The organism is Bacillus sp. AY2-1 (genome assembly GCF_008368965.1).
Taxonomy (GTDB): Bacteria; Bacillota; Bacilli; order Bacillales; family Bacillaceae_G; genus Bacillus_A; species Bacillus_A thuringiensis_S.
On the sequence record NZ_QPEL01000016.1, the window covers coordinates 16959 to 39652 of the forward strand.

Sequence of the window (22694 nt, forward strand, 5' to 3'; positions counted from 1 at the left end):
GTTATTATCAGATACATTATAAAAATCGATTATAGTTTTATTCCTTTTGGAAGTTTTCCGTCTGGACTAATAAGTGCCGCAGAGAATTCATCAGTAAACATATTGCGAATTAATCCGTCCACATTTTCTTTTGTTACAGTGTTTACACTTTCAATAATCTCATCAAGTGAACGATGCTTACGAAGAAGCAATTCATTTTTACCGTTACGGCTCATACGGCTATTTGTACTTTCTAAACTTAACATTAAGTTTCCTTTTAATTGCTCTTTACTATTCATAAGCTCTTTTTCTGTAATACCTGTATTTTTCAATGTCTCTAATGTTTCTTGCATTGTTTCATACAATGTATCTAATTGTTGGCTACCAGTTCCACCGTAAAGTGTTAACATGCCTGTATCTTCATAAGAAGAGTGGTAAGAAAATACTGAGTAAGCTAATCCACGTTGCTCACGTACTTCTTGGAATAAACGGCTACTCATACTACCGCCTAAAACGTTATTTAATACAATTAAGTTATAAATATCTTCGTGTCCCATTTGTAAGCCTTTATATCCTAGACATAAATGAGCTTGTTCCGTTTCCTTTTTGCGGGCTACCTTATTGAAATGGAAAATTGGGCTATGTACTTGTTCACGGTTTGTTGTTCCTTCATAACTACCGAAATATTGCTCCACTGTTTGTAAAAATGCTTCATCAATATTTCCTGCAATTGATACAACTACATTTTCAGGTGTGTAATGATCTTTTATATATTGACGTAACGTATCACCTGTAAACGTATTAAGCGTTTCTTCTGTTCCTAAAATAGGATATCCGAGTGGATGCGTTTCATATGTTGCTTTCGTTAACATATCATGCACAATATCATCTGGAGCATCTTCGTACATTTTAATTTCTTCACATACGACATTCTTCTCTTTTTTCAGTTCTTCCTCATCAAATGTTGAATTAAAGAACATATCTGCTAAAACATCTAAAGCATATTTAGCATGCTCATCTAATACTTTTGCATAGTAACAAGTATATTCTTTTGAAGTAAATGCATTCACTTGACCACCAATGCTATCAAATGATTCTGCAATCTCTCGTGCACTACGTGTCTCTGTCCCTTTAAAGAACATATGCTCTAAAAAGTGAGAAATCCCATTATTTTTTTCATTTTCATTTCTTGATCCCGCATGGATCCAAATACCAATTGCAACCGATCTTACAGTTGGTATATTCTCCATAACTATTCTTACACCATTTTTACAAGTATATTTTTTAATCAAAAACTTTCCTCCTACTGCCAGTTTCTCTAAATAAAACGCTATTATTTAATGATAACAAGTTTAAGGATGAATGTCATGCAAATGTATTTAATCCACACGTTTTTCATCCAGTAATTCAGTTATATTCCCCACTTTATATCCTTGTTCCTTCAATTTTGTAATCATTATATCTAAAGCCTCTGCTGTAGACGAAGTAGGATGCATTAATATGATAGCACCTGGATGTATTTTTCTCATTACTCTCTGCAATAGTACATCTGGCTCAGGTCGCTGCCAATCAATCGTATCTACAGTCCACATAATCGTTCCCATTTGAAAATCATCTGCAATCTTTACGACTTCATCTCGAAAGCTTCCACTCGGCGGGGCAAACCATCTTACTTTTTGATTCGTTGCTACTTCTATCATTCGATTTGTTTTTTGTAACTGATCTCGTATTTCATCTGAGGATAACGTTTTCATATTAGGGTGTGTGTATGAGTGATTTCCAACTTCTTGTTTTGCATCGACAATCATTTTTGCAAACCGCAAATTTTCTTTCACCCAACGTCCTTCTAAAAAGAAAGTGGCCTTCACATCATGCTTTTTCAATATCTCTAATATACGTGGCAAATACTCATTTCCCCATGCCACATTTATTGTTAATCCTACCATCTTTTTATTTGGATGCCCTCTATAAATTGGAGCTGGTGATAAATCTTCCAAATGAACACTCGGTGAGACTTCTTTGAATTCAAGATATTTTTGATCAAATTCCTTTAGCTTCTTCATATTATTATACGATGCTTCAATATCCACTTGTCTTCCATTATATCCAGGTGTTGCCTTCCATATTTTATCAATCATCGCATTTTGAGGTGCAATCTCATACTGTTTTGCATACTTTTGAATTTCTTCATGCAAGTTATCTTGTGCAAAAACAGAATAAGAGCCTAAACTGACATATAAAGAAAATATACATATGTATGCCAATATACGAACTTTCATATAAACCCTCCCAAATTAACTATATAAAAACATTTTCTTCTTATCTTTGTTAATTTGAGCGTTATAATGAAAACTATACCTATACCGACATAAAAATATATGAACATCATGTTTTTTACATAACAAAAAAAGCCAGTTTAACTGGCTTTTACTTATTGCTGCTCTTGTTTGTCTTCTTCTTTAGCAGCTTCTTTTTCTTGCTCTTCTTTTAGCAATACTTTTCTAGATAGATTTACGCGACCTTGCTTGTCAATCTCGATAACTTTAACTGTAATTACATCACCGATTTTCACAACGTCTTCTACTTTACCTACACGCTCAAGTGCAAGTTCAGAAATATGAACTAATCCATCTTTACCGCTGAATAATTCAACGAAAGCACCAAATTTCTCAACACGTTTCACTTTTCCTTCGTAGATCTCACCTACTTGTACTTCGCGAACGATATCTTCGATAATCTTCTTAGCTTTGTCGTTCATTTCTTGATTTATTGATGAAATGAATACTGTACCATCTTGCTCGATGTCAATTTTAACGCCAGTTTCTTCAATAATTTTATTGATTTGTTTACCGCTTGGTCCAATAACGTCACGGATTTTATCTGGGTTAATTGTCATTGTAATAATCTTTGGAGCGTAAGCTGATAATTCAGTACGTGGCTCTGCAATAACAGATAACATATGATTTAGAATGTGCACACGACCAATTTTCGCTTGTTGTAATGCCTCTTCTAAAATCTCACGTGATAAACCATCGATTTTAATGTCCATTTGCAGTGCAGTTACACCCTGTGCTGTACCTGCTACTTTAAAGTCCATATCACCTAAATGATCTTCCATACCTTGAATATCAGATAAAATTGTGTAATGCTCACCAGATTTAACCAGACCCATTGCAATACCTGCAACTGGAGCTTTAAGTGGAACACCCGCATCCATCATTGCTAAAGTACTACCACAAATACTTGCTTGTGAAGTAGAACCATTTGATTCTAATACTTCAGATACAAGGCGTACTGTGTATGGGAAATCTTTTTCAGATGGAATTACAGGCTCAAGTGCGCGCTCTCCTAGTGCACCGTGACCAATTTCACGACGACCTGGTCCACGCATCGGTCTTGTTTCACCAACACTAAATGATGGGAAATTGTAATGGTGCATAAAGCGTTTTGATTCTTCTACACCAAGACCATCTAAAATTTGCACATCGCCTAATGCACCTAATGTACAAATACTTAATGCTTGTGTTTGTCCACGTGTGAATAAACCAGAACCGTGTGTACGAGATAAAATACCAATCTCTGATGCTAAAGGACGGATTTCGTCACCTTTACGGCCATCTGGGCGAATTTTTTCAACTGTAATAAGACGACGTACTTCTTCTTTTACAATTTTATATAAAATCTCATTTACTTGTCCTAATGTATCAGCGTCAGCTTCCTCAGCTTCGTAATGCTCAATTACACGCTTTTTCACTTCGTTAATTGCATCTTCACGTGCATGTTTCTCATGTACTTGAATTGCAGAATGCATATCCTTCTCAGCCATTTCACGTACAGCTTGATTAAGATCAGCGTCAACTTCATAAAGTTTCACTTCTGATTTCTCTTTACCTACAGCTTGTACAATCTCTTCTTGGAATGCAATTAAACGTTTAATTTCGTCATGACCAAACATAATTGCTTCTAACATTGTTTCTTCAGGCACTTGATCTGCTCCTGCTTCAACCATGTTAATCGCATCTTTCGTACCAGCTACAACTAAGTGGATATCACTTTGTTCTTGCTGTTCTACTGTTGGATTAATAACGAATTCGCCATTAATACGACCAACTGTCGCACCAGCGATTGGACCTTCAAATGGAATATCTGAAATCGATAACGCTAATGAAGAACCAAGCATAGCTGCCATTTCAGAAGAACAATCTTGATCAACACTCATTACAATGCTGACAACTTGCACTTCGTTACGGAAACCATCTGCGAATAGCGGACGAATTGGACGGTCGATTAAACGACTTGCCAAAATTGCTTTTTCACTTGGACGACCTTCACGCTTAATAAAACCGCCAGGAATTTTTCCGACTGCATATAAACGCTCTTCATAGTTTACTGTAAGTGGGAAAAAATCTACATTTTTAGCTTCTTTTGATGCAGTTGCTGTAGATAGAACCGCTGTATCGCCATATCTTACTAATACTGCTCCGTTCGCTTGTTTGGCAAGCTGACCAGTTTCAACTGTTAGCTGGCGACCAGCTAAATCTATCGAGAAGACTTGCTTTTCTTGACTCATTTAAGTACCCCTCTCAATTTAAAGTATTCAATTCTTCTATGTAAATGGATAGTATATCACAATATTCTACCTCTAGTATTGCCTAAAATTAAGTAAGCTATAAAGCGTAGAAGATATATTTTTACCTAACAAAAAAGCGGGAATATTCCCGCTTCTTTGACTATCGACGTAAGCCAAGCTTTGTGATTAATTCACGGTAACGTGTGATATCGCTATTACGAAGGTAAGTTAGTAAGTTACGACGTTTACCAACCATCTTTAATAGACCACGACGTGAATGATGATCTTTCTTGTGAGTACGTAAGTGCTCGTTTAGAGTGTTAATTTGCTCCGTTAGGACAGCAATTTGAACCTCTGGAGAACCAGTATCAGTCTCATGAGTTCTAAATTGTGCAATGATTTCGTTTTTACGCTCTTGTGTTAAAGCCATCCTATTTCACCTCCTATTAATTAAACCCCCAATTACCTAGCAAGCGTCGGTGAGTCGCAATGCCAAGCAATGGTTGTCATAAAGTACATAACATAGAATACTACTTTTCATTTGAAAAAGCAAGTATATTCTTTTCGCTCGCAAAATATTCTTGTGCTGTTTTCTTATCTTTTGCGATTTGTTCAACTAACTCATCAATGCCATTGAATTTCTTCTCTTCTCTTATACGCATATGCCACTCTACTGTAACATTTTGGTCGTATATATCTTTGTTAAATTCAAATAAGTGCACTTCAATTGATAATTGACGCTCATCTTCTTTAAAAGTCGGTTTATATCCAATATTACATACACCATCGTACCATTCATCGTGAACTTTTAATCTCACTGCATAAACACCTACAGGTGGCAATAAATACTCATCACTTAAACCTACATTAGCTGTTGGAAAACCAATTTGACGCCCACGTTTGTCGCCGTGTATAACTGTTCCCGCTACAGTATAGGCTCTACCTAAAATAGATGGAATTTGTTCCATTTCGCCATTTCGAATTAACTTTCGTAATGCTGTAGAACTTACTTTCTCTTCTTGAAATTCAACTTTTTCAATCACAGTCTGTGTAAACTCCCCTCTTGCATGAAATGGTAAAGTCTCCATCTTTCCTTTTCCTAAACGTCCATATGAATAATCAAACCCTGCTACTACATGCTTTACATTTAAACCAATAATATAATCATCTACAAATTGTTGCGGTAATAACCCTGCAAATGATTCATCAAATTTAATTACATATAATATATCGATTCCTAAGCTTTCGACTATTTTTTCTTTATCACGCATTGGTGTAATATACTCCACATGCGCATCCTTTTTCCCTAAAACAACAGATGGGTGAGGATGAAATGTCATAACTGCACTTTTATATCCTCTGTCGTCCGCTATTTTTTTCGCAGTTCGAATTACACATTGATGTCCTAAATGAATGCCATCAAAAAATCCTAATGCCATTACAGTAGGTGGTAATTCTAATTTATTTTGTTCATGTGGATGAGTTAAATGAATAAGTTTCACGCTTGAATTCACCTTTTTCTGTAATAATCCTTCCAATAATTCATTATAGCTTTAGTTCTTGATTATTCACAAGTACTTTCATCGGCTTTAACATGCCAGGATGTTTCGGATGATGTTCATAAATTGCTAAGCACCGATCATTTTTATCAAACACTGTAATAAATGGTGCCGTTATTTCTAATTCATTCTTTAAGAACATACCATTCTTAATTTTCTCTGCTTGCTTTTCATCTACAACCATTTTTGGAAACTTACTTAATGCTTCATCAATTGAAATGAAGATAGACTCTACTGTTCCATTTTGCACGTTTTCTTCAATTTCTTCAAATGATATGCAATCTTCTAATAAAAATTCACCAGATGCCGTTCTTACAAGGTGAGACATATGTGATGGGAAACCAAGTTTCTCCCCGATCATTACCGCTAACGTTCTTACATATGTTCCTTTACTACACGTTACACGGAAACGGAATGAAATATTTTCTCCTTCAAAAACTTCACGATCATCAAGTAATACGAACTCATGAATCGTAATTGTACGAACTGGACGTTCCACATCTTGTCCTGCTCTTGCATATTCGTATAATTTTTTCCCGTTTACTTTTACAGCCGAGAACATTGGTGGCATTTGTTCAATCGTGCCTGTTAATTCAGCAAGAACTTTTTCTATTTCCTTACGAGTAATAGCACGATCGACATTTTTCGTTTCAACAACCTCACCAGAAGCATCTTCAGTTGTCGTTGAAAATCCTAATGTTACTTCACCTTCATATGTTTTCGTTTCACTTGTTAAAAATTGTGCAATTTTTGTTGCTCTTCCGACGCAAATTGGTAATACTCCTGTTACATCTGGGTCTAATGTTCCCGTATGACCAATTCTCTTTTCTCTCAATACCTTTCTTAATTTAAATACACAATCATGTGATGTCATGCCTTTTGGCTTATGTAATAATACTACACCTTCCATATATGTTCACCTCATCATAATTCTTTCGTAGTAAATATCCAAAACTTATTTTGCATTGAAAAAATGGATAGACAAATGTCTATCCATTATTCTTCACGTTTACCGTCTTTATTAATTTCATGTAAAAGTGTATCAATTCGATGACCATATCCGATAGACTCATCAAACTCAAAGGTAATTTCCGGTGTTTTACGAAGACGAATACGTTGGCCAATTTCTGAACGAATAAAGCCTTTTGCCTTCGCTAAACCTTTTAACGTATTTTCTTTCTGTTCTTCGTCACCTAAAACAGAAATATATACTTTGGCAATTTGTAAATCACCACTCACTTGTACATCTGTTACTGTAACAAATCCGATACGTGGGTCTTTAATTTTACGACTAATGATGTCGCCTAATTCTTTTTTCATTTGCTCGCCTACACGGTTTGCACGTAATTTCATAACTCTTCACCTCATTCAATACCATTCCAATTGTGTTATCGTACGTTCAATTTCAGGAAATGAATCGATGTACTCCAGTACACGATTCATTTCTTTTTCACAGATAACACGATTTGAGGATACGGAAACAATCGCAATTTCTGTACGTTGCCATACATCTTGATGCCCAACTTCAGAAACAGCTACATTATAGCGCTGTTTCACACGAGTTAGCACTCGTTGCAAAATTGCCCGTTTCTCTTTTAAAGAATGTACATCGTAAATCATACACTCGAATGAGAGTGAAGCGACAATCATCGCTTCACTTCTTCCATAACGTATGCTTCAATGATGTCCCCTTCTTTAAGGTCATTATATCTCTCAATTGTAATACCACACTCATAGTTTTGTGCAACTTCTTTTACGTCGTCTTTGAAACGTTTTAACGTATCAAGTTGTCCTTCGAAAATTACTATACCATCGCGGATAATACGAACGCCACTATCGCGTGTAATTTTACCGTCAATTACGTAACAACCTGCAATTGTTCCAACTTTTGTTACCTTGAATGTTTGACGAACTTCCGCTTGACCGATTACTTTTTCTTCGAATTCTGGATCAAGCATACCTTGCATTGCTAATTCAATTTCTTCGATTACTTTGTAGATAATGCGGTGTAAGCGAACATCAACGTTCTCTAATTCAGCTGTACGCTTCGCGTTCACATCCGGACGTACGTTAAATCCAATTACAATTGCATTAGATGCAGAAGCTAAAATAATATCAGATTCTGTAATCGCACCTACACCAGTGTGAATGATTTTAACTTTTACGCCTTCAACATCAATTTTACGAAGTGATGCTGCCATCGCTTCAACAGAACCTTGTACGTCTGCTTTTACGATTAAGTTGATTTCTTTTACATCGCTCTCTTGGATTTGTTGGAATAAATCTTCAAGGCTTAATTTAGATTTCTCACCACGTTGTGCAACTAACGCTTCTTGTGCACGTGATTCACCGATTTGACGAGCTTTCTTCTCATCAGCGAATGCCATGAAACGATCTCCAGCCTGTGGTACTTCATTTAAACCTGTAATTTCAACAGGAGTTGATGGACCAGCAACTTTTACACGACGACCAATATCACTTACCATTGCACGAACACGTCCGAATGAAGTTCCAACAACAATTGGATCTCCAACTCGAAGCGTACCGTTTTGAACTAATAATGTCGCGATAGTTCCTTTACCTTTATCAAGCTGTGCTTCAATTACAGTACCCGTTGCATAACGATTTGGGTTTGCTTTATATTCTTCTACTTCACTTACAAGAAGGATCATCTCTAGCAAGTTGTCAATGCCTTCGCCTTGAATTGCAGAAATTGGTACGAAAATTGTGTCTCCGCCCCAAGCTTCTGGAACTAATTCATATTCTGTTAATTCTTGCATTACACGATCAGGATTCGCCGCTGGTTTATCCATTTTATTCACAGCAACAATAATTGGTACTCCAGCTGCTTTTGCATGGCTAATCGCTTCAACTGTTTGTGGCATAACACCGTCATCAGCTGCAACAACAAGGATTGTAATATCAGTTACTTGCGCACCACGAGCACGCATTGTTGTAAATGCCGCGTGACCAGGCGTATCTAAGAATGTAATTTTCTTATCATTTACTTCAACTTGGTATGCACCAATATGCTGAGTAATTCCACCAGCTTCGCCAGCAGTTACTTTTGAATTACGAATAGAGTCAAGTAATGTTGTTTTACCATGGTCAACGTGTCCCATAATCGTAACAACAGCTGGACGCTCTTTTAAGTTTTCTTCATCATCTTGCTCATCCATGAATGTTTCAAACTCAGTTTCACTTACCACTATTTCTTCTTCTACTTCAATACCGTAATCAGTAGCGATTAACTCAATTGTATCTTTATCTAAATCTTGGTTAATTGTCGCCATAATTCCTAGCATGAAGAGCTTTTTAATAATTTCAGATGGCTCTTTGCTTAACTTTTTAGCAAGTTCACCTACTGTAAGGCTTCCAGAGAAAGTAATTTTATCTGGTGTTTCTACTATTTGTGTTTGTTGTCTTCCAGCAAAGTTATCTTGACGTTTGTCTTCATTTCCTTTGCCTTTTTTCTTTTTCTTATTGCTGTTCTTTTTACTGCGAACAACTTTCTCTTCTACTTCAAACTCATCTGCAACAGAAGGTTTTTCCGCTCCAGTGTTATATTCATTATCTAATTTATTTACTACTTCGTCTTCTAACATTGTCATATGATTCGAAACCTCGATATTCATCTCTTTAAGTTTTGTCATAAGATCTTTACTTGAGATATTATTTTTTTTTGCATATTCATGTACTCGAATTTTACTCATACCTTCACCCCCGGTAATTTGTATCGAGCATGCTACGTAGCTTTTTCGCAAAGCCTTCATCTAACACAGCTACAACGACTCGCTCGTCTCTCCCAATCGCATGCCCTAATTGTTGTCGATTTTCGACTTTTTTCATTGGTACGTTGTAGTACGTCGTTTTATCAGTGATACGTTTAGTAGTGTTCGCTGACGCATCTTCAGAAAGCAATACGAGCTTTGCTTTACCACTTCGTACTTCTTTTAAAACGAGTTCTTCACCCGAAATGATTTTTCGAGCGCGATTTGCTAGTCCTAAAAACGATTTCCAATCGGACACTTATTTCGACTCCTTCTCAACAAGCTCAAGAAGCTCTTCGTACAGAGAACTGTCGATTTTCGCTTTTAGATGATGTTCCAAAATGTTTTTCTTTTGGGCTTGTATAATGCATTCTTTATCTTTTGACAAATATGCACCTCGTCCTGATTTTTTTCCAGATAAATCAATAGACACTTCGCCCTCTTTGGAACGAACAATGCGAACCAGCTCTCGTTTTGATTTCATCTCTTGCGTCGCAATACATTTTCGTAACGGAACTTTTCGATTGCTCATACTCATCACCTCTATTGGATTTCGTCTTCAACTGAATCGAATCCGAATGCGATTACGCTATCTTCTTCTGTAACAATTCCAAGTTGTTTCGCATCAGACTCACTTTTAATATCAATTTTCCAGCCTGTTAATTTAGCTGCAAGACGTGCATTTTGTCCACGCTTACCGATAGCTAACGATAGCTGGTGGTCTGGAACAACAACAGTTGTTGCTTTTTCATCTTCATCTACAAGTACTTTAACAACTTGTGATGGGCTTAAAGCATTTGCAACATATTCAACTGGGTCATTTGACCAGCGAACGATGTCAATCTTTTCACCTTTTAGTTCATCTACAACACGTTGTACACGTTGTCCTTTCGGTCCTACGCAAGAACCAACTGGATCAACATCAATGTTTTCTGCATGCACAGAGATTTTAGAACGATCTCCTGCTTCGCGCGCTACAGAGCGAATTTCTACAGTTCCATCATAAATTTCTGGAACTTCCATTTCGAATAAACGTTTTAAAAGACCAGGATGTGTACGTGATACGTAAATTTGTGGTCCTTTTGTTGTCTTTTCTACTTTTGTAATAAATACGCGAATACGATCATGTGGCTTATATTGCTCATTTGGCATTTGCTCACTTACAGGTAATAAAGCTTCTACTTTGCCTAAGCTTACGTAGATGAAACGAGCATCTTGGCGTTGTACAATACCAACCATAATGTCTTCTTCACGATCACTAAATTCTGAGTAAATAACACCACGTTCTGCTTCACGAACTCGTTGTGTTACAACTTGTTTTGCAGTTTGCGCTGCAATACGACCAAAATCTTTTGGCGTTACTTCAATTTCTAGTACGTCGCCATCTTGGTAGTTTGGATTAATTTGTCTTGCCTCTTCTACAGAGATTTCAAGACGTGGATCAAACACATTATCAACAACGTCCTTACGTGCTAAAACTTGAATTGTTCCCACTTCTGGGTTAAAGCTCACACGAACGTTTTGTGCTTGGTTAAAATTGCGTTTATAAGCAGAGATTAATGCTGCTTCAATCGCATCAATAATAATATCTTTACTAATACCTTTTTCTGACTCTAATACGAGCAAAGCATCTAACAACTCAGTGCTCATGAAGATCCCCCTTCTTACTAAAACGTAACAGCAAGTCGCGCATTTGCAACTTTATCCATTGGAATTTGGATTTCTTTTTTACGTGTTTTAATTGTTAATAGTAGTGTAATTGTAGTACCGTCGTAGGAAAGTAACTTTCCTTCAAACATCTTTTCGCCATCAATTGGCTCATATGTTTTAATTGCCACTTGTTTTCCTACCGCTTGCTGGAAGTCTTTCTCTTTCTTTAATGGGCGTTCTGCTCCAGGAGATGATACATCCAAAAAGTAAAGGTGAGGAATTGGATCCTCTTTATCTAAAGCTTCGCTTAAACGTTCACTTACCGCACCGCATTCTTCAATGTCGACTCCCTTTTCAGAATCGATGAATACGCGTAAGAACCAGTCTTGTCCTTCTTTCACATACTCTACATCTACAAGTTCAAGATTTAACTCTTCAACGATTGGCTGCGCAAATGCTTCTACAACTTCTGTGACTTTCTTATCCATAAACAGCCTCCTTCCTGCCGCCATGTACCATTTACAAGAAAAGATCCCGTTCACAAAGACGGTCTATCTTATTCTTTCTCGTTAGCTAACAAAAGCCCCTGCCGTTAAGCAGGGAATATCTGTCTTAGTATTACCAAATTTAAGAAGTAAAACTTGTAACAAAATATGTATATACGACAGAAATGTCTTTACTATCTACATGAATAAAATGTAGATAGTAACACGAAAGAGTGGGTTTCCCCACTCTCTTTTTCACAAAATATACATGACATGGTTATCTCGGTTTATAGTATACCATAGCAAATATTGATTTGCAAAGACTTTTCCTACCTATTAGAACAGTGATAATTGGTTTTGATCTGGCAAATCTCCTAAACAACCTTGGCTATCTAAATACTCAATAATTGTTTTCGAAACCTTACTTCGCTGCTGTAAGTCTTCTTTTGATAAGAAGTCTCCATTTTTGCGCGCTTCCACAATACTTAAGGCTGCGTTCGTACCAAGACCAGGCACTGCATTAAATGGAGGAATTAAAGTATCCCCATCAATAATAAACTCAGTTGCATGCGAGCGGTATAAATCGACCTTTTGGAATGAATATCCACGCTCACACATTTCCAGTGTCATTTCTAGTACTGTTAATAAACTCTTCTCTTTCGGCGCTGCATCCAATCCTTTTTGAGCAATTTCATCAATTTTTACACGTATGGATGCTGAACCTTTCGCCATCGCCTCTACATCAAAATCATCTGCACGGACTGTAAAATATGCCGCATAGAATAAAAGTGCAAAATGTACTTTAAAGTATGCGATACGCACAGCCATAAGTACGTAAGCAGCCGCATGGGCTTTAGGGAACATGTATTTAATCTTCTTACATGAATCAATATACCAACCTGGCACATTATTACCTTTCATGTCATCTTCCCATTCTTCTGGTACACCTTTACCTTTACGAACCGACTCCATGATTTTGAAGGCTAATGATGGATCTAAACCTTGATAGATTAAATATACCATGATGTCATCACGACAACCGATAACTTCACTCAGCGTACATGTACCGTTATAAATTAACTCATTTGCATTACCAAGCCATACGTCAGTACCATGTGACAGCCCAGAAATTTGGACCAATTCTGAGAATGTCGTTGGTTTTGTCTCTTCTAACATCTGTCTTACGAACTTCGTACCGAATTCCGGGATACCAAGTGTACCTGTTTTACAGTTAATTTGTTCTTCCGTTACCCCTAACGTTTCTGGACCAGAGAAAATTTTCATTACTTCTGGATCATCCGTTGGGATTGTTTTCGGATCAATACCACTTAGATCTTGTAACATACGAATAACGGTCGGATCATCGTGTCCCAGTATATCAAGTTTCAATAAATTATCATGAATCGAGTGGAAGTCAAAATGCGTTGTTCTCCACTCAGCACCAATTGAATCAGCAGGAAACTGTATTGGTGAGAAATCAAAGATATCCATGTAATCTGGCACAACGATAATACCACCTGGATGCTGTCCAGTTGTACGTTTTACCCCTGTACATCCCGCTACTAAGCGATCAATCTCTGCATTTCGAATTGTTAAATTGTGATCATTTGCATAACCTTTTACATATCCATAAGCGGTTTTTTCCGCAACTGTACCAATCGTTCCAGCACGGTATACATAGTCTTTACCGAACAGTACTTTCGTATAGTTATGGGCACGTGGTTGGTATTCCCCGGAGAAGTTCAAATCGATATCGGGTACCTTATCTCCTTTAAATCCAAGGAACGTTTCGAATGGAATATCATGTCCATCTTTCACATATGCCACATTACATGTCGGACAATCTTTATCTGGTAAGTCGAAACCAGAGCCTACGGAACCATCATTAAAGAATTCAGATTGCTTGCACTTTGGACAGACATAGTGTGGTGGTAATGGGTTTACTTCTGTAATTTCCATCATCGTTGCAACGAACGACGAACCTACCGAACCACGCGAACCTACTAGATATCCGTCGACTAACGATTTTTTCACAAGCTTATGTGAGATTAAATAGATAACGGCAAATCCATGTCCAATAATACTTTTCAATTCTTTTTCTAAACGAGCCTCTACAATTTCTGGTAGTTCTTCACCATATATACTGCGTGCCATTTTATAACTCATATCACGTGTTTCATCATCGGCACCCTCAATTTTCGGTGTATATAGATCATCTTTTACTGGACGAACATCACCAATTAATGACGCAACCTTTTGTGTATTCGTCACAACAACTTCTTTCGCTTTGTCTTCACCTAAAAATGAAAAACACTCTAGCATTTCATCAGTTGTACGGAAATGTACTGGCGGTAATGAATGTCGATTTAACGGATTGGCTCCGCCCTGCGAACTGACTAAAATTTTACGATACATTGCATCTTCTGGATCTAAGTAATGCACGTTCCCTGTAGCAACAACTGGTTTATCTAACGTCTCGCCTAGTTTTACTAAGTTAGAGATAATTGTTTTTAATTGTCCCTCATCTCGAACGAGTTCACGCTCTACTAAATGACGCAACACCTCTGGAGGCATTACTTCAATGTAATCATAAAACTGTGCAATTTCTTCTACCTCTTCAGGAGCTTTTTGCATCATTGCCTCAAACACTTCACCTTTATCACAAGCCGTTCCTACTAAAATTCCTTCACGATATTTTTTTAATAGTGACCTCGGTACTCGTGGTACACGGTAAAAGTAATTAAGGTGAGAATATGAAACAAGTTTATATAAATTTTTCAATCCAACATCTGATGTGGCAAGTAACGTCAGATGGCTTGGACGGCCACGCTTATACGCATCCCCTTGCCCCATGCTATCATTTAATTGATCGTGATATTCAAATCCCTTTTCAATTACGTCTTTCAACATTTTCACAAGTAAATATCCCGTCGCTTCTGTATCATAAATCGCACGGTGATGTTGCGTTAATTCAATATCAAGTTTTTTACACATCGTATTTAATCGGTGATTTTTCATTTCTGGGAATAAGAATCGTGCAAGTTCTAACGTATCAATAACAGGGTTATTCGTTTTTTCTAACCCAGCCTTTTTAAAACCTACGTTAATAAATCCCATATCGAAGCTTGCGTTATGGGCAACAAGTGTATGGTCACCCATCCATTCCTCAAACTTTTTAAACACTTCGTCCACTTCTGGTGCATCAGTTAACATATCATCTGTAATACCTGTTAATTCAATAATCGTCGCTGATAATGGTTGATGTGGGTTTGCAAAAGATTCAAAACGATCAATGATTTCGCCACCCTTTACTTTTACGGCAGCCAACTCAATGACTGTATCGTATACAGCTGATAAACCTGTCGTCTCAACGTCGAAAACAACATACGTTTCCTCCGCAAGTAAACGATGCGCTTCGTTATACGCTATCGGTACACCATCATTAACTAAATTCGCTTCTACACCGTATATAACTTTAACTCCAGCCTTTTTCCCCGCAGAATATGCCTCCGGGAACGACTGAGCCACAGCATGGTCTGTAACCGCAATAGCTTCATGTCCCCATTTACCAGCTTGGGCAACAAGCCTAGAAACAGGAGTAACAGCATCCATTTGGCTCATGGGAGTGTGAAGATGAAGTTCTACACGCTTTTCGCCTTCTGGCGCTTTATCTTTACGAGACGGACCTGTTATTTCATTAATATCATTCGCAATCATTACTAAATCTCGAACAAATGTATCGTTTTGAACTGAACCACGGGCTTTCACCCACATTCCTTTTTTCAAGGATTGCAGCATTGGAATATCTTCTTTGTCACGCGAGAACATTTTGATCATAATAGAATCCGTATAATCCGTTATTTTTAAAGTTAATAACGTACGTCCACTACGAAGCTCTTTTGTCTCTACATGGAAGACATATCCTTGAACCGTTTTTCTTCTTTCTTCATCTTGAATTTCTCGCATCGGTGTAATCTCTTCATCTGGCTTAATAAGATACCCGAGTGTAATCGGTCCTTCATACACAACGCTACTTTCTTCAGCTTGCTTCTTCGCCATTTCTTCCATAGCTTGTATAACACGCTCGCGGTCTTCTTGCTGCGTTTGCTCACGAAACTTTTGCATTTCTTCTGCATTTTGCTGTATATGTGTGTCTAACTGGAAACGTGGAAATCCAAAAGCTTCGTATTGATCCCCTACTGGTTTCGCAACGTTTTTCTTTAAAGCAGTAGACTCCAGCTCATTATTCACATTTATTAGCAACTTCACTCCATTCACCTGCGGAAGCTGTTTCTTTAAGTAAGCAAACATAGGTGAAAATGTAATTCGTTCCGTACAAAGCGGCCAATACGCCCTCACTTCTTCTTCTGTAAATTGTTTATTCTCTGTTTCTAATGCAAATGTTGTTCTTGCAATATGAGAAAATGATTGCTTAAGCTTTGTTTCTAGCAATTCATATAATTCTGTAGGCAAAATACGTGGCACTTGTAAATCAAAATGCCAACTTTTATTCGCTTTATCAATAACGAGCCTTTCAATACCACCGCCTTGTAAATATTGATTTATAAGGTCGTCTGGTATTTGCAACTGCTGGAGCAAAATTTGAAATCGCTCTTGTTGTTCATTTGTTAAAGACATAAGCACTCTCCTTCCATTTGCTATTATAAATTGAAACGTACTACAAAGAAAGATTTCTCACTTCTTCTTTTACAAAATACGTTTACAAAGAAAGAGAAGGTACCCCATTACGAGGTACCTCTTCTTATTTTAAAATATTTGCAATATATGTTTGAAGTTCTTCTACTTTTACTTCTTCAGACTCACCTGTAGCACGTACTTTCACTTCTACAATACCTTCGTCTGCTTTTTTACCAACTGTAACGCGAACTGGAAGGCCGAATAAATCTGCATCTGCAAATTTAACACCTGCACGTTCTGCACGATCGTCTAATAACACTTCATAGCCTTTTTCTTGTAATGAGTTGTAGATGTTTTCACCCATTTCACGTTGTGCATCAGATTTCATATTTACTGGAATTACATGCACATGGAACGGTGCTACAGCTTTCGGCCAAACTAAGCCGTTCTCATCATTAAACTGCTCTGCAATTGCTGCCACTGTACGAGATACACCGATACCGTAACAACCCATAATAAGTGGTTGTGTTTTCCCATTTTCATCTAGGAATGTTGCGTTCATTGCTTCACTATAACGAGTTCCTAATTTGAATACATGACCAACTTCAATTCCACGTGCAAAAAGAATTGTTCCGTTTCCGTCTGGAGATTGGTCTCCTTCTTGAATAAAGCGTAAATCTGTATACTGACTTACTTTAAAGTCACGTTCTGGATTTACATTTACATAATGGAATCCTTCTTCGTTCGCTCCTGAACATCCGTTGACAATTGATGCTACAGCATGGTCAGCGATAATTTCGATATCACCTCTTACACCAATCGGTCCTAATGAACCAACTTCACAATTTAATAATTCTTTTACTTCCTCATGAGAAGCAAGCTCAACAACTGAAGCGCCGTATACATTTTTCACTTTTACATCGTTTACTTCGTGATCACCACGAACAAGTACAACTACTAATTTCTCATCTACTTTAAATACCATAGACTTAATACACTTGTCAGCTTCAATGTTTAAGAATGCAGATACTTCTTCAATCGCTTTTTGATCTGGCGTTGCAACCTTTTCAAGTGCCATTTCCGCTTCGTCACTCTTCGTATACGTAGCTACAACAGGAGCCATTTCAATGTTCGCTGCATAATCAGATGTATCAGAGTATGCAATTGTATCTTCACCAACATCAGATAATACCATGAATTCATGTGTATCTTTTCCGCCCATTGCTCCAGAATCAGCAATAACTGCACGGAAGTTCAAACCACAACGAGCAAAAATGTTAGAATATGCTTTGTATAAGCGATCGTATACTTCATCTAAGCTCTCTTGTGTAGCATGGAAAGAGTATGCATCTTTCATTAGAAACTCTCTTCCACGTAATAAACCGAAACGAGGTCTTTGTTCATCGCGGAATTTCGTTTGAATTTGATATAATGTTAACGGTAATTTTTTATATGATTTTATTTCATCACGTACAAGATCAGTAATTACTTCTTCATGCGTCGCTCCTAAAGCAAACTCACGAGCGTTACGATCTTTCATACGCATTAATTCAGATCCGTAAGAATACCAACGACCTGATTCTTGCCATAATTCTGCAGCTTGCATAGCTGGCATCAATAATTCCACAGCTCCTGCGCGCTCCATTTCTTCTCGAACGATACGTTCTACTTTGTGTAATACTTTTAACCCAAATGGTAGAAAACTATAAATACCAGAAGCATTTTGACGCATAAAACCTGCGCGAAGTAATAATTGATGACTCTTAATTTCAGCATCAGCTGGAACTTCACGTAATGTAGGACTGAATACCATACTTTGTTTCATTTATTTGCACCTCTTCATTTTACTCTTACACGCAGTAAAACCCCTCACCTCGAATTAGGTGAGGGATTTTATTCTACGGGCTCTATTTCATTATAAGTTTCATTCTATTTTACAAGAAAAACTTACGAATGTCATTCCATGTTACAACTAACATTAATAACATTAATAATGCAAAACCAATAAAGTGAACCATTCCTTCTTTTTGACGGTCAATTGGTTTTCCTCGTAACGCCTCAATTAAGAAGAAGAATAAACGGCCACCGTCTAAAGCAGGAACTGGTAATAAATTGAATAAACCAAGATTAATACTTAAAACTGCCGCTAAACTTAGTACACGCGTAAATCCATAATCTACAACTTGATCTGTTAGATTATAAATTCCTACTGGACCTGACAACTCATTAATAGAAAATTGACCAGTTACTAATTTCACAAGAGATTCAAAAATTAGTTTCGTCCATTGGTATGTTTGTTCAAATCCTGATTTAATAGAACCCATTACTGTTTTCTCTACAGGGGAATAAACACCAATTCTACCAACTTCGTCTTTTCCTTCTTTATCGAGTGTTGGCGTTACTTTCACATTAAACTGTTCATTATCACGCTTTACTTGTAACGTAATTTCTTTATCCGGATTTTCACGTACAATGTCAACAACATCTTTCCATGTACTTGTGTTTTTTCCATCAATCGCTTGAATTGTATCATTCTCTTTCAATCCAGCTTGCTGTGCTGCACTATTATCCATCACTTTTCCGACCATTGGTTTGTCAATAGGAACCCCTTGTACAAATCCAAGAATCACAAAAATAACAAATGCTAAAATGAAGTTCATTGCAGGACCCGCAAAGATTGTTAAAGCGCGTTGCCCTAATTTTTTTGAACCAAATTGTCTATTATACGGAGCAATTTGAATTTCTTCCCCCGCAGTAATAATACGAGCTTTTTCATTCACTCGGAACGTTTGAAGCTCTTCCTCGTACTCCTCATAGCCCGAAATTGTTAGATTGTGCTCCAAATCAGCTTGTTCGACTTCAATGACACGAACATTTGGATACTTTTCATATCCATCAAAAACTAATTTCACAACTTCGTCTTTTTCATTTAATACAAGGCCAACCTTTTTCCCAGGCTTTAACTCAACTGTGTCCGCATCCTCGCCAGCCATTCTTACATAGCCACCAAGGGGCAGTAATCGAATCGTATACACCGTTTCATTCTTTTCAAATGAGAATATTTTCGGACCAAAACCAATCGCAAACTCGCGGCATAAAATACCTGCTCTTTTTGCGAAATATAGATGTCCTAGCTCATGGAAAAATACGAGTGCACCGAAAATTAATATAAAGGCAATCGCTGTATTCAATTCCATAACCACCTTTGCTAAATTTGTTCCATCACAAACCGTCTTGTGGCTGCATCAATTTCCAGAATTTCCTCTAAGCTCGGACGTGCAATGACATTGTGATGGTTCATTGCTTTTTCAATGAGGTCTTCTACTGTTAAGAAACCAATTCTCTTTTGTAAAAAGGCTTCAACAGCTACTTCATTCGCTGCGTTCATTACAGCTGGCATACTTCCACCTGCTTTTCCAGCTTCATACGCAAAACGTAGACAACGGAATCTTTCTTGGTCCATTTTCTCAAAATGCAACGTCCCTATTTCCCATAAGTTTAACTGTTTTGTGTCTGAAAGAGGCAATCTATCAGGATATGTAAGTGCGTATTGAATTGGTACTCGCATATCAGGTGAACCAAGCTGCGCCATTACACTACGATCTTCAAATTCAACCATAGAATGGATAATACTTTCTTTATGTAAAACAACATCGATTTGCTCGTAAGGGATACCAAAAAGCCAATGTGCTTCAATTACTTCTAGTCCCTTATTCATCATTGTAGCAGAATCAATTGTAATTTTCGAACCCATTGACCAGTTTGGATGTCGAAGCGCATCTTCTACGGTCACATGATGCAATTCATCCCTCGTTTTATCACGGAAACTTCCACCAGAAGCCGTTATAATAAGACGAGAAATTCTTTTCTCATTTTCACCATTCAAGCATTGAAAAATAGCTGAATGTTCACTATCTACTGGAAGTAACGAAACATTATGTTTTCGTGCTGCTTCCATTACAAGATGTCCTGCAGTTACTAACGTTTCTTTATTTGCAATTCCAATTGTTTTTTTCGCCTCAATTGCACGAAGTGTTGGTAACAACCCTACGCTACCTACAACAGCATTTACTACAATCTCCGCATCTGGATGTAATGCTACTTCTAAAAGCCCTTCACTACCATATACAATTTTTGTATTACCAGAAACAGCTTGTAATTTTAAAACATCTTCCTCTCTTTGCACAGAGACGATTTGCGGAGAAAATTCTTGAATTACCTTTACTGCGTAGTCAATATTTTTCCCTACAGAAAAAGCAACGAGACGGAATTGGTCTGGGTGCGAGCGTAATACATCTAAAGTTTGTGTACCAATTGATCCGCTCGCACCTAATAAACTAATGTTTTTCATGACTCCAACCCCTCGTTCATTTATTAATTGTATTGTAATAAGAAGTAGAGAATTGGTAAAACGAATAACCAACTATCTGTTCGATCTAATATACCACCATGTCCAGGTAAAATTGTACCTGAATCCTTTACGCCATAATGACGTTTAAAAGCAGATTGTACTAAATCACCAATTTGTCCAAAAATAGAAATGATAATTGTCAGCACAATTAAAATTACTACATTCGATTCAACTGGGAAGAACGCGTTGTAAACAAGTGCCACGATAATTCCGCAAACGATGCCGCCTAATGAACCTTCAATCGTTTTATTTGGACTAATTTCTGGCCACAATTTTCTCTTGCCTAATGCTTTTCCTACGAAATATGCGCCTGAATCAGTAGCCCATATAATAAATAATGCGCAAAACACATATTTAATTCCTAATATTCTCGTTTCATTTAAATATAAGAATCCCATTGCCACATATGTCGTTGCCATCAGTAAAAATGAAGCATTATCAAAAGTAAATGTATTCTTAGAAAGGACTGTATATGATAAAAGTAATAAAACAATCACAAATGTGATTTCCAATTTACCTAATCCAATCCATGTAAACAGTTCTGATGCACTACTTGGAATTAAAAGAATCCACAATAATACTGCAGCTAAAACTGTCGGTACTGAAATAAGCGTAAGCTTATTCATACGAATTAATTCATATAAACCTATAGAAGCAAGTGCATACACTAAAACCGTAAAAGGCACGCCACCGTATATTACGATGGGAATGAATAGCGCGGCAGCAACCACTCCAGTAATAATTCTCTGTTTCACTACCAAACCCTCTCTTTCTACACGCCTCCGAATCTGCGCCCTCTATGTTGAAAGTCAGTAATTGCATTTAGCAAATGTTCTTCTTTGAAGTCTGGCCAATACACGTCTGTAAACCAAAACTCCGAATACGCAATTTGCCATAACATGAAATTACTAATACGTAGCTCTCCGCTTGTTCGGATTAACAACTCTGGATCAGGTAAAGAACTCGTCATTAAGTAGGAAGAAAGCATTTCTTCACTTACCTCTTCAGAACGAATTTTTCCTTCCTCGTTATCTTTCATCATATGTTGCACAGCAGAAACGATTTCATCTCGACTTCCATAGTTTAACGCGAAATTAAGAATTAATCCCGTATTCTCTTTCGTATCTTCCATGGCTTTCTCCATCGCTCTGCGTGTATGCGTAGGAAGACGATCTTTTTGCCCTATTACTCGGACTTGTACGTTTTCTTCAATCAATTCTGGTAAAAATGTACCTAGAAATTCTTCTGGAAGCTTCATTAAATAATCAACTTCCTTTTTCGGTCTTTTCCAGTTCTCAGTTGAAAAAGCATAGAGAGTTAACACTTTCACATTAAGTTTACTTGCAAATTTTGTAATTTTCTTTACAACTTGCATACCTTCATGATGTCCCGCAATACGAGGCATTGCTCTCCTCTTTGCCCATCTTCCATTCCCATCCATAATGATGGCAATATGTTCTGGGATATATCCTTTTTTCACTTCTTCAACGAGATGATCAAACGATGTGTCCTTTTTACCTTTAAAAAAAGGAAAGTTTTTAAACATCATTCATACCCTCCAACAAGCAGACGTATGCCTAAAAGTGTAAAAAGACCCCCTTAAGAAGAGGGTCATATTTGCGAAGTTATCGC

General features: G+C 37.3%; 19 protein-coding genes. All 19 read right to left on the reverse strand.

The genetic code is table 11. The annotated features are described in order from the left end of the window. Positions 1–29: 29 nt before the first annotated feature. Positions 30–1271 carry a M16 family metallopeptidase gene (locus DN403_RS02965; RefSeq protein WP_000592996.1) on the reverse strand — a complete coding sequence of 414 codons (1242 nt, stop codon included), beginning with the start codon at positions 1269–1271 and terminating at the stop codon, positions 30–32. Between the two features lie 87 nt (positions 1272–1358). Next, the gene (locus DN403_RS02970) at positions 1359–2258 is read right to left on the reverse strand and encodes a polysaccharide deacetylase family protein (RefSeq protein WP_000868231.1); all 900 of its coding nucleotides are present in this window, start codon (positions 2256–2258) and stop codon (positions 1359–1361) included. 152 nt (positions 2259–2410) lie between these two features. Then, on the reverse strand, positions 2411–4549 hold the full coding sequence (gene pnp, locus DN403_RS02975; protein ID WP_000076742.1) for a polyribonucleotide nucleotidyltransferase: 2139 nt from the start codon (positions 4547–4549) through the stop codon (positions 2411–2413). A 160-nt stretch (positions 4550–4709) separates the two neighbouring features. Continuing rightward, complete coding sequence (rpsO, locus tag DN403_RS02980; protein WP_001229392.1) at positions 4710–4979, reverse strand: 30S ribosomal protein S15; 270 nt, start codon at positions 4977–4979, stop codon at positions 4710–4712. Positions 4980–5079: 100 nt separating this feature from the next. Further along, the gene (ribF, locus tag DN403_RS02985) at positions 5080–6051 is read right to left on the reverse strand and encodes a bifunctional riboflavin kinase/FAD synthetase (RefSeq protein WP_000766703.1); all 972 of its coding nucleotides are present in this window, start codon (positions 6049–6051) and stop codon (positions 5080–5082) included. Positions 6052–6094: 43 nt separating this feature from the next. After that, positions 6095–7018: a tRNA pseudouridine(55) synthase TruB gene (gene truB / locus DN403_RS02990; protein ID WP_000399365.1), complete on the reverse strand. Its 924-nt coding sequence runs from the start codon at positions 7016–7018 to the stop codon at positions 6095–6097. 86 nt (positions 7019–7104) lie between these two features. Further along, complete coding sequence (rbfA, locus tag DN403_RS02995) at positions 7105–7461, reverse strand: 30S ribosome-binding factor RbfA (RefSeq protein ID WP_000776437.1); 357 nt, start codon at positions 7459–7461, stop codon at positions 7105–7107. Between the two features lie 15 nt (positions 7462–7476). Further along, complete coding sequence (locus DN403_RS03000; RefSeq protein WP_000634349.1) at positions 7477–7758, reverse strand: DUF503 domain-containing protein; 282 nt, start codon at positions 7756–7758, stop codon at positions 7477–7479. Further along, on the reverse strand, positions 7755–9821 hold the full coding sequence (infB, locus tag DN403_RS03005) for a translation initiation factor IF-2 (protein WP_000036346.1): 2067 nt from the start codon (positions 9819–9821) through the stop codon (positions 7755–7757). Before infB ends, DN403_RS03000 begins: the two co-directional genes overlap by 4 nt. Positions 9822–9825: 4 nt before the next feature. Beyond that, positions 9826–10137, reverse strand: a complete 312-nt coding sequence (locus DN403_RS03010) for a YlxQ family RNA-binding protein (RefSeq protein ID WP_001286522.1) — start codon at positions 10135–10137, stop codon at positions 9826–9828. After that, entirely contained in the window at positions 10138–10410 is a 273-nt protein-coding gene (gene rnpM / locus DN403_RS03015) for an RNase P modulator RnpM (RefSeq protein WP_000071123.1), read from the reverse strand. It abuts the gene before it with no gap. 11 nt (positions 10411–10421) lie between these two features. Further along, complete coding sequence (nusA, locus tag DN403_RS03020) at positions 10422–11528, reverse strand: transcription termination factor NusA (RefSeq protein ID WP_000102599.1); 1107 nt, start codon at positions 11526–11528, stop codon at positions 10422–10424. Between the two features lie 17 nt (positions 11529–11545). Then, positions 11546–12016 (reverse strand): ribosome maturation factor RimP, encoded by a 471-nt coding sequence (gene rimP / locus DN403_RS03025; protein ID WP_000359095.1) that lies wholly within the window; start codon positions 12014–12016, stop codon positions 11546–11548. A 333-nt stretch (positions 12017–12349) separates the two neighbouring features. Next, a complete protein-coding gene (locus DN403_RS03030; RefSeq protein ID WP_149185298.1) occupies positions 12350–16651 on the reverse strand; it encodes a PolC-type DNA polymerase III in 4302 nt (1433 codons plus the stop codon). Positions 16652–16775: 124 nt separating this feature from the next. Further along, positions 16776–18476, reverse strand: coding sequence for a proline--tRNA ligase (locus DN403_RS03035; protein ID WP_149185299.1), 1701 nt, complete (start codon positions 18474–18476; stop codon positions 16776–16778). Between the two features lie 109 nt (positions 18477–18585). Further along, entirely contained in the window at positions 18586–19842 is a 1257-nt protein-coding gene (gene rseP / locus DN403_RS03040) for an RIP metalloprotease RseP (RefSeq protein ID WP_001090241.1), read from the reverse strand. Between the two features lie 17 nt (positions 19843–19859). Then, a complete protein-coding gene (dxr, locus tag DN403_RS03045; protein WP_000790358.1) occupies positions 19860–21002 on the reverse strand; it encodes a 1-deoxy-D-xylulose-5-phosphate reductoisomerase in 1143 nt (380 codons plus the stop codon). Between the two features lie 23 nt (positions 21003–21025). Next, entirely contained in the window at positions 21026–21817 is a 792-nt protein-coding gene (cdsA, locus tag DN403_RS03050) for a phosphatidate cytidylyltransferase (RefSeq protein ID WP_000813589.1), read from the reverse strand. A gap of 17 nt (positions 21818–21834) precedes the next feature. After that, complete coding sequence (gene uppS / locus DN403_RS03055) at positions 21835–22611, reverse strand: isoprenyl transferase (protein ID WP_000971296.1); 777 nt, start codon at positions 22609–22611, stop codon at positions 21835–21837. Positions 22612–22694: the final 83 nt, after the last annotated feature.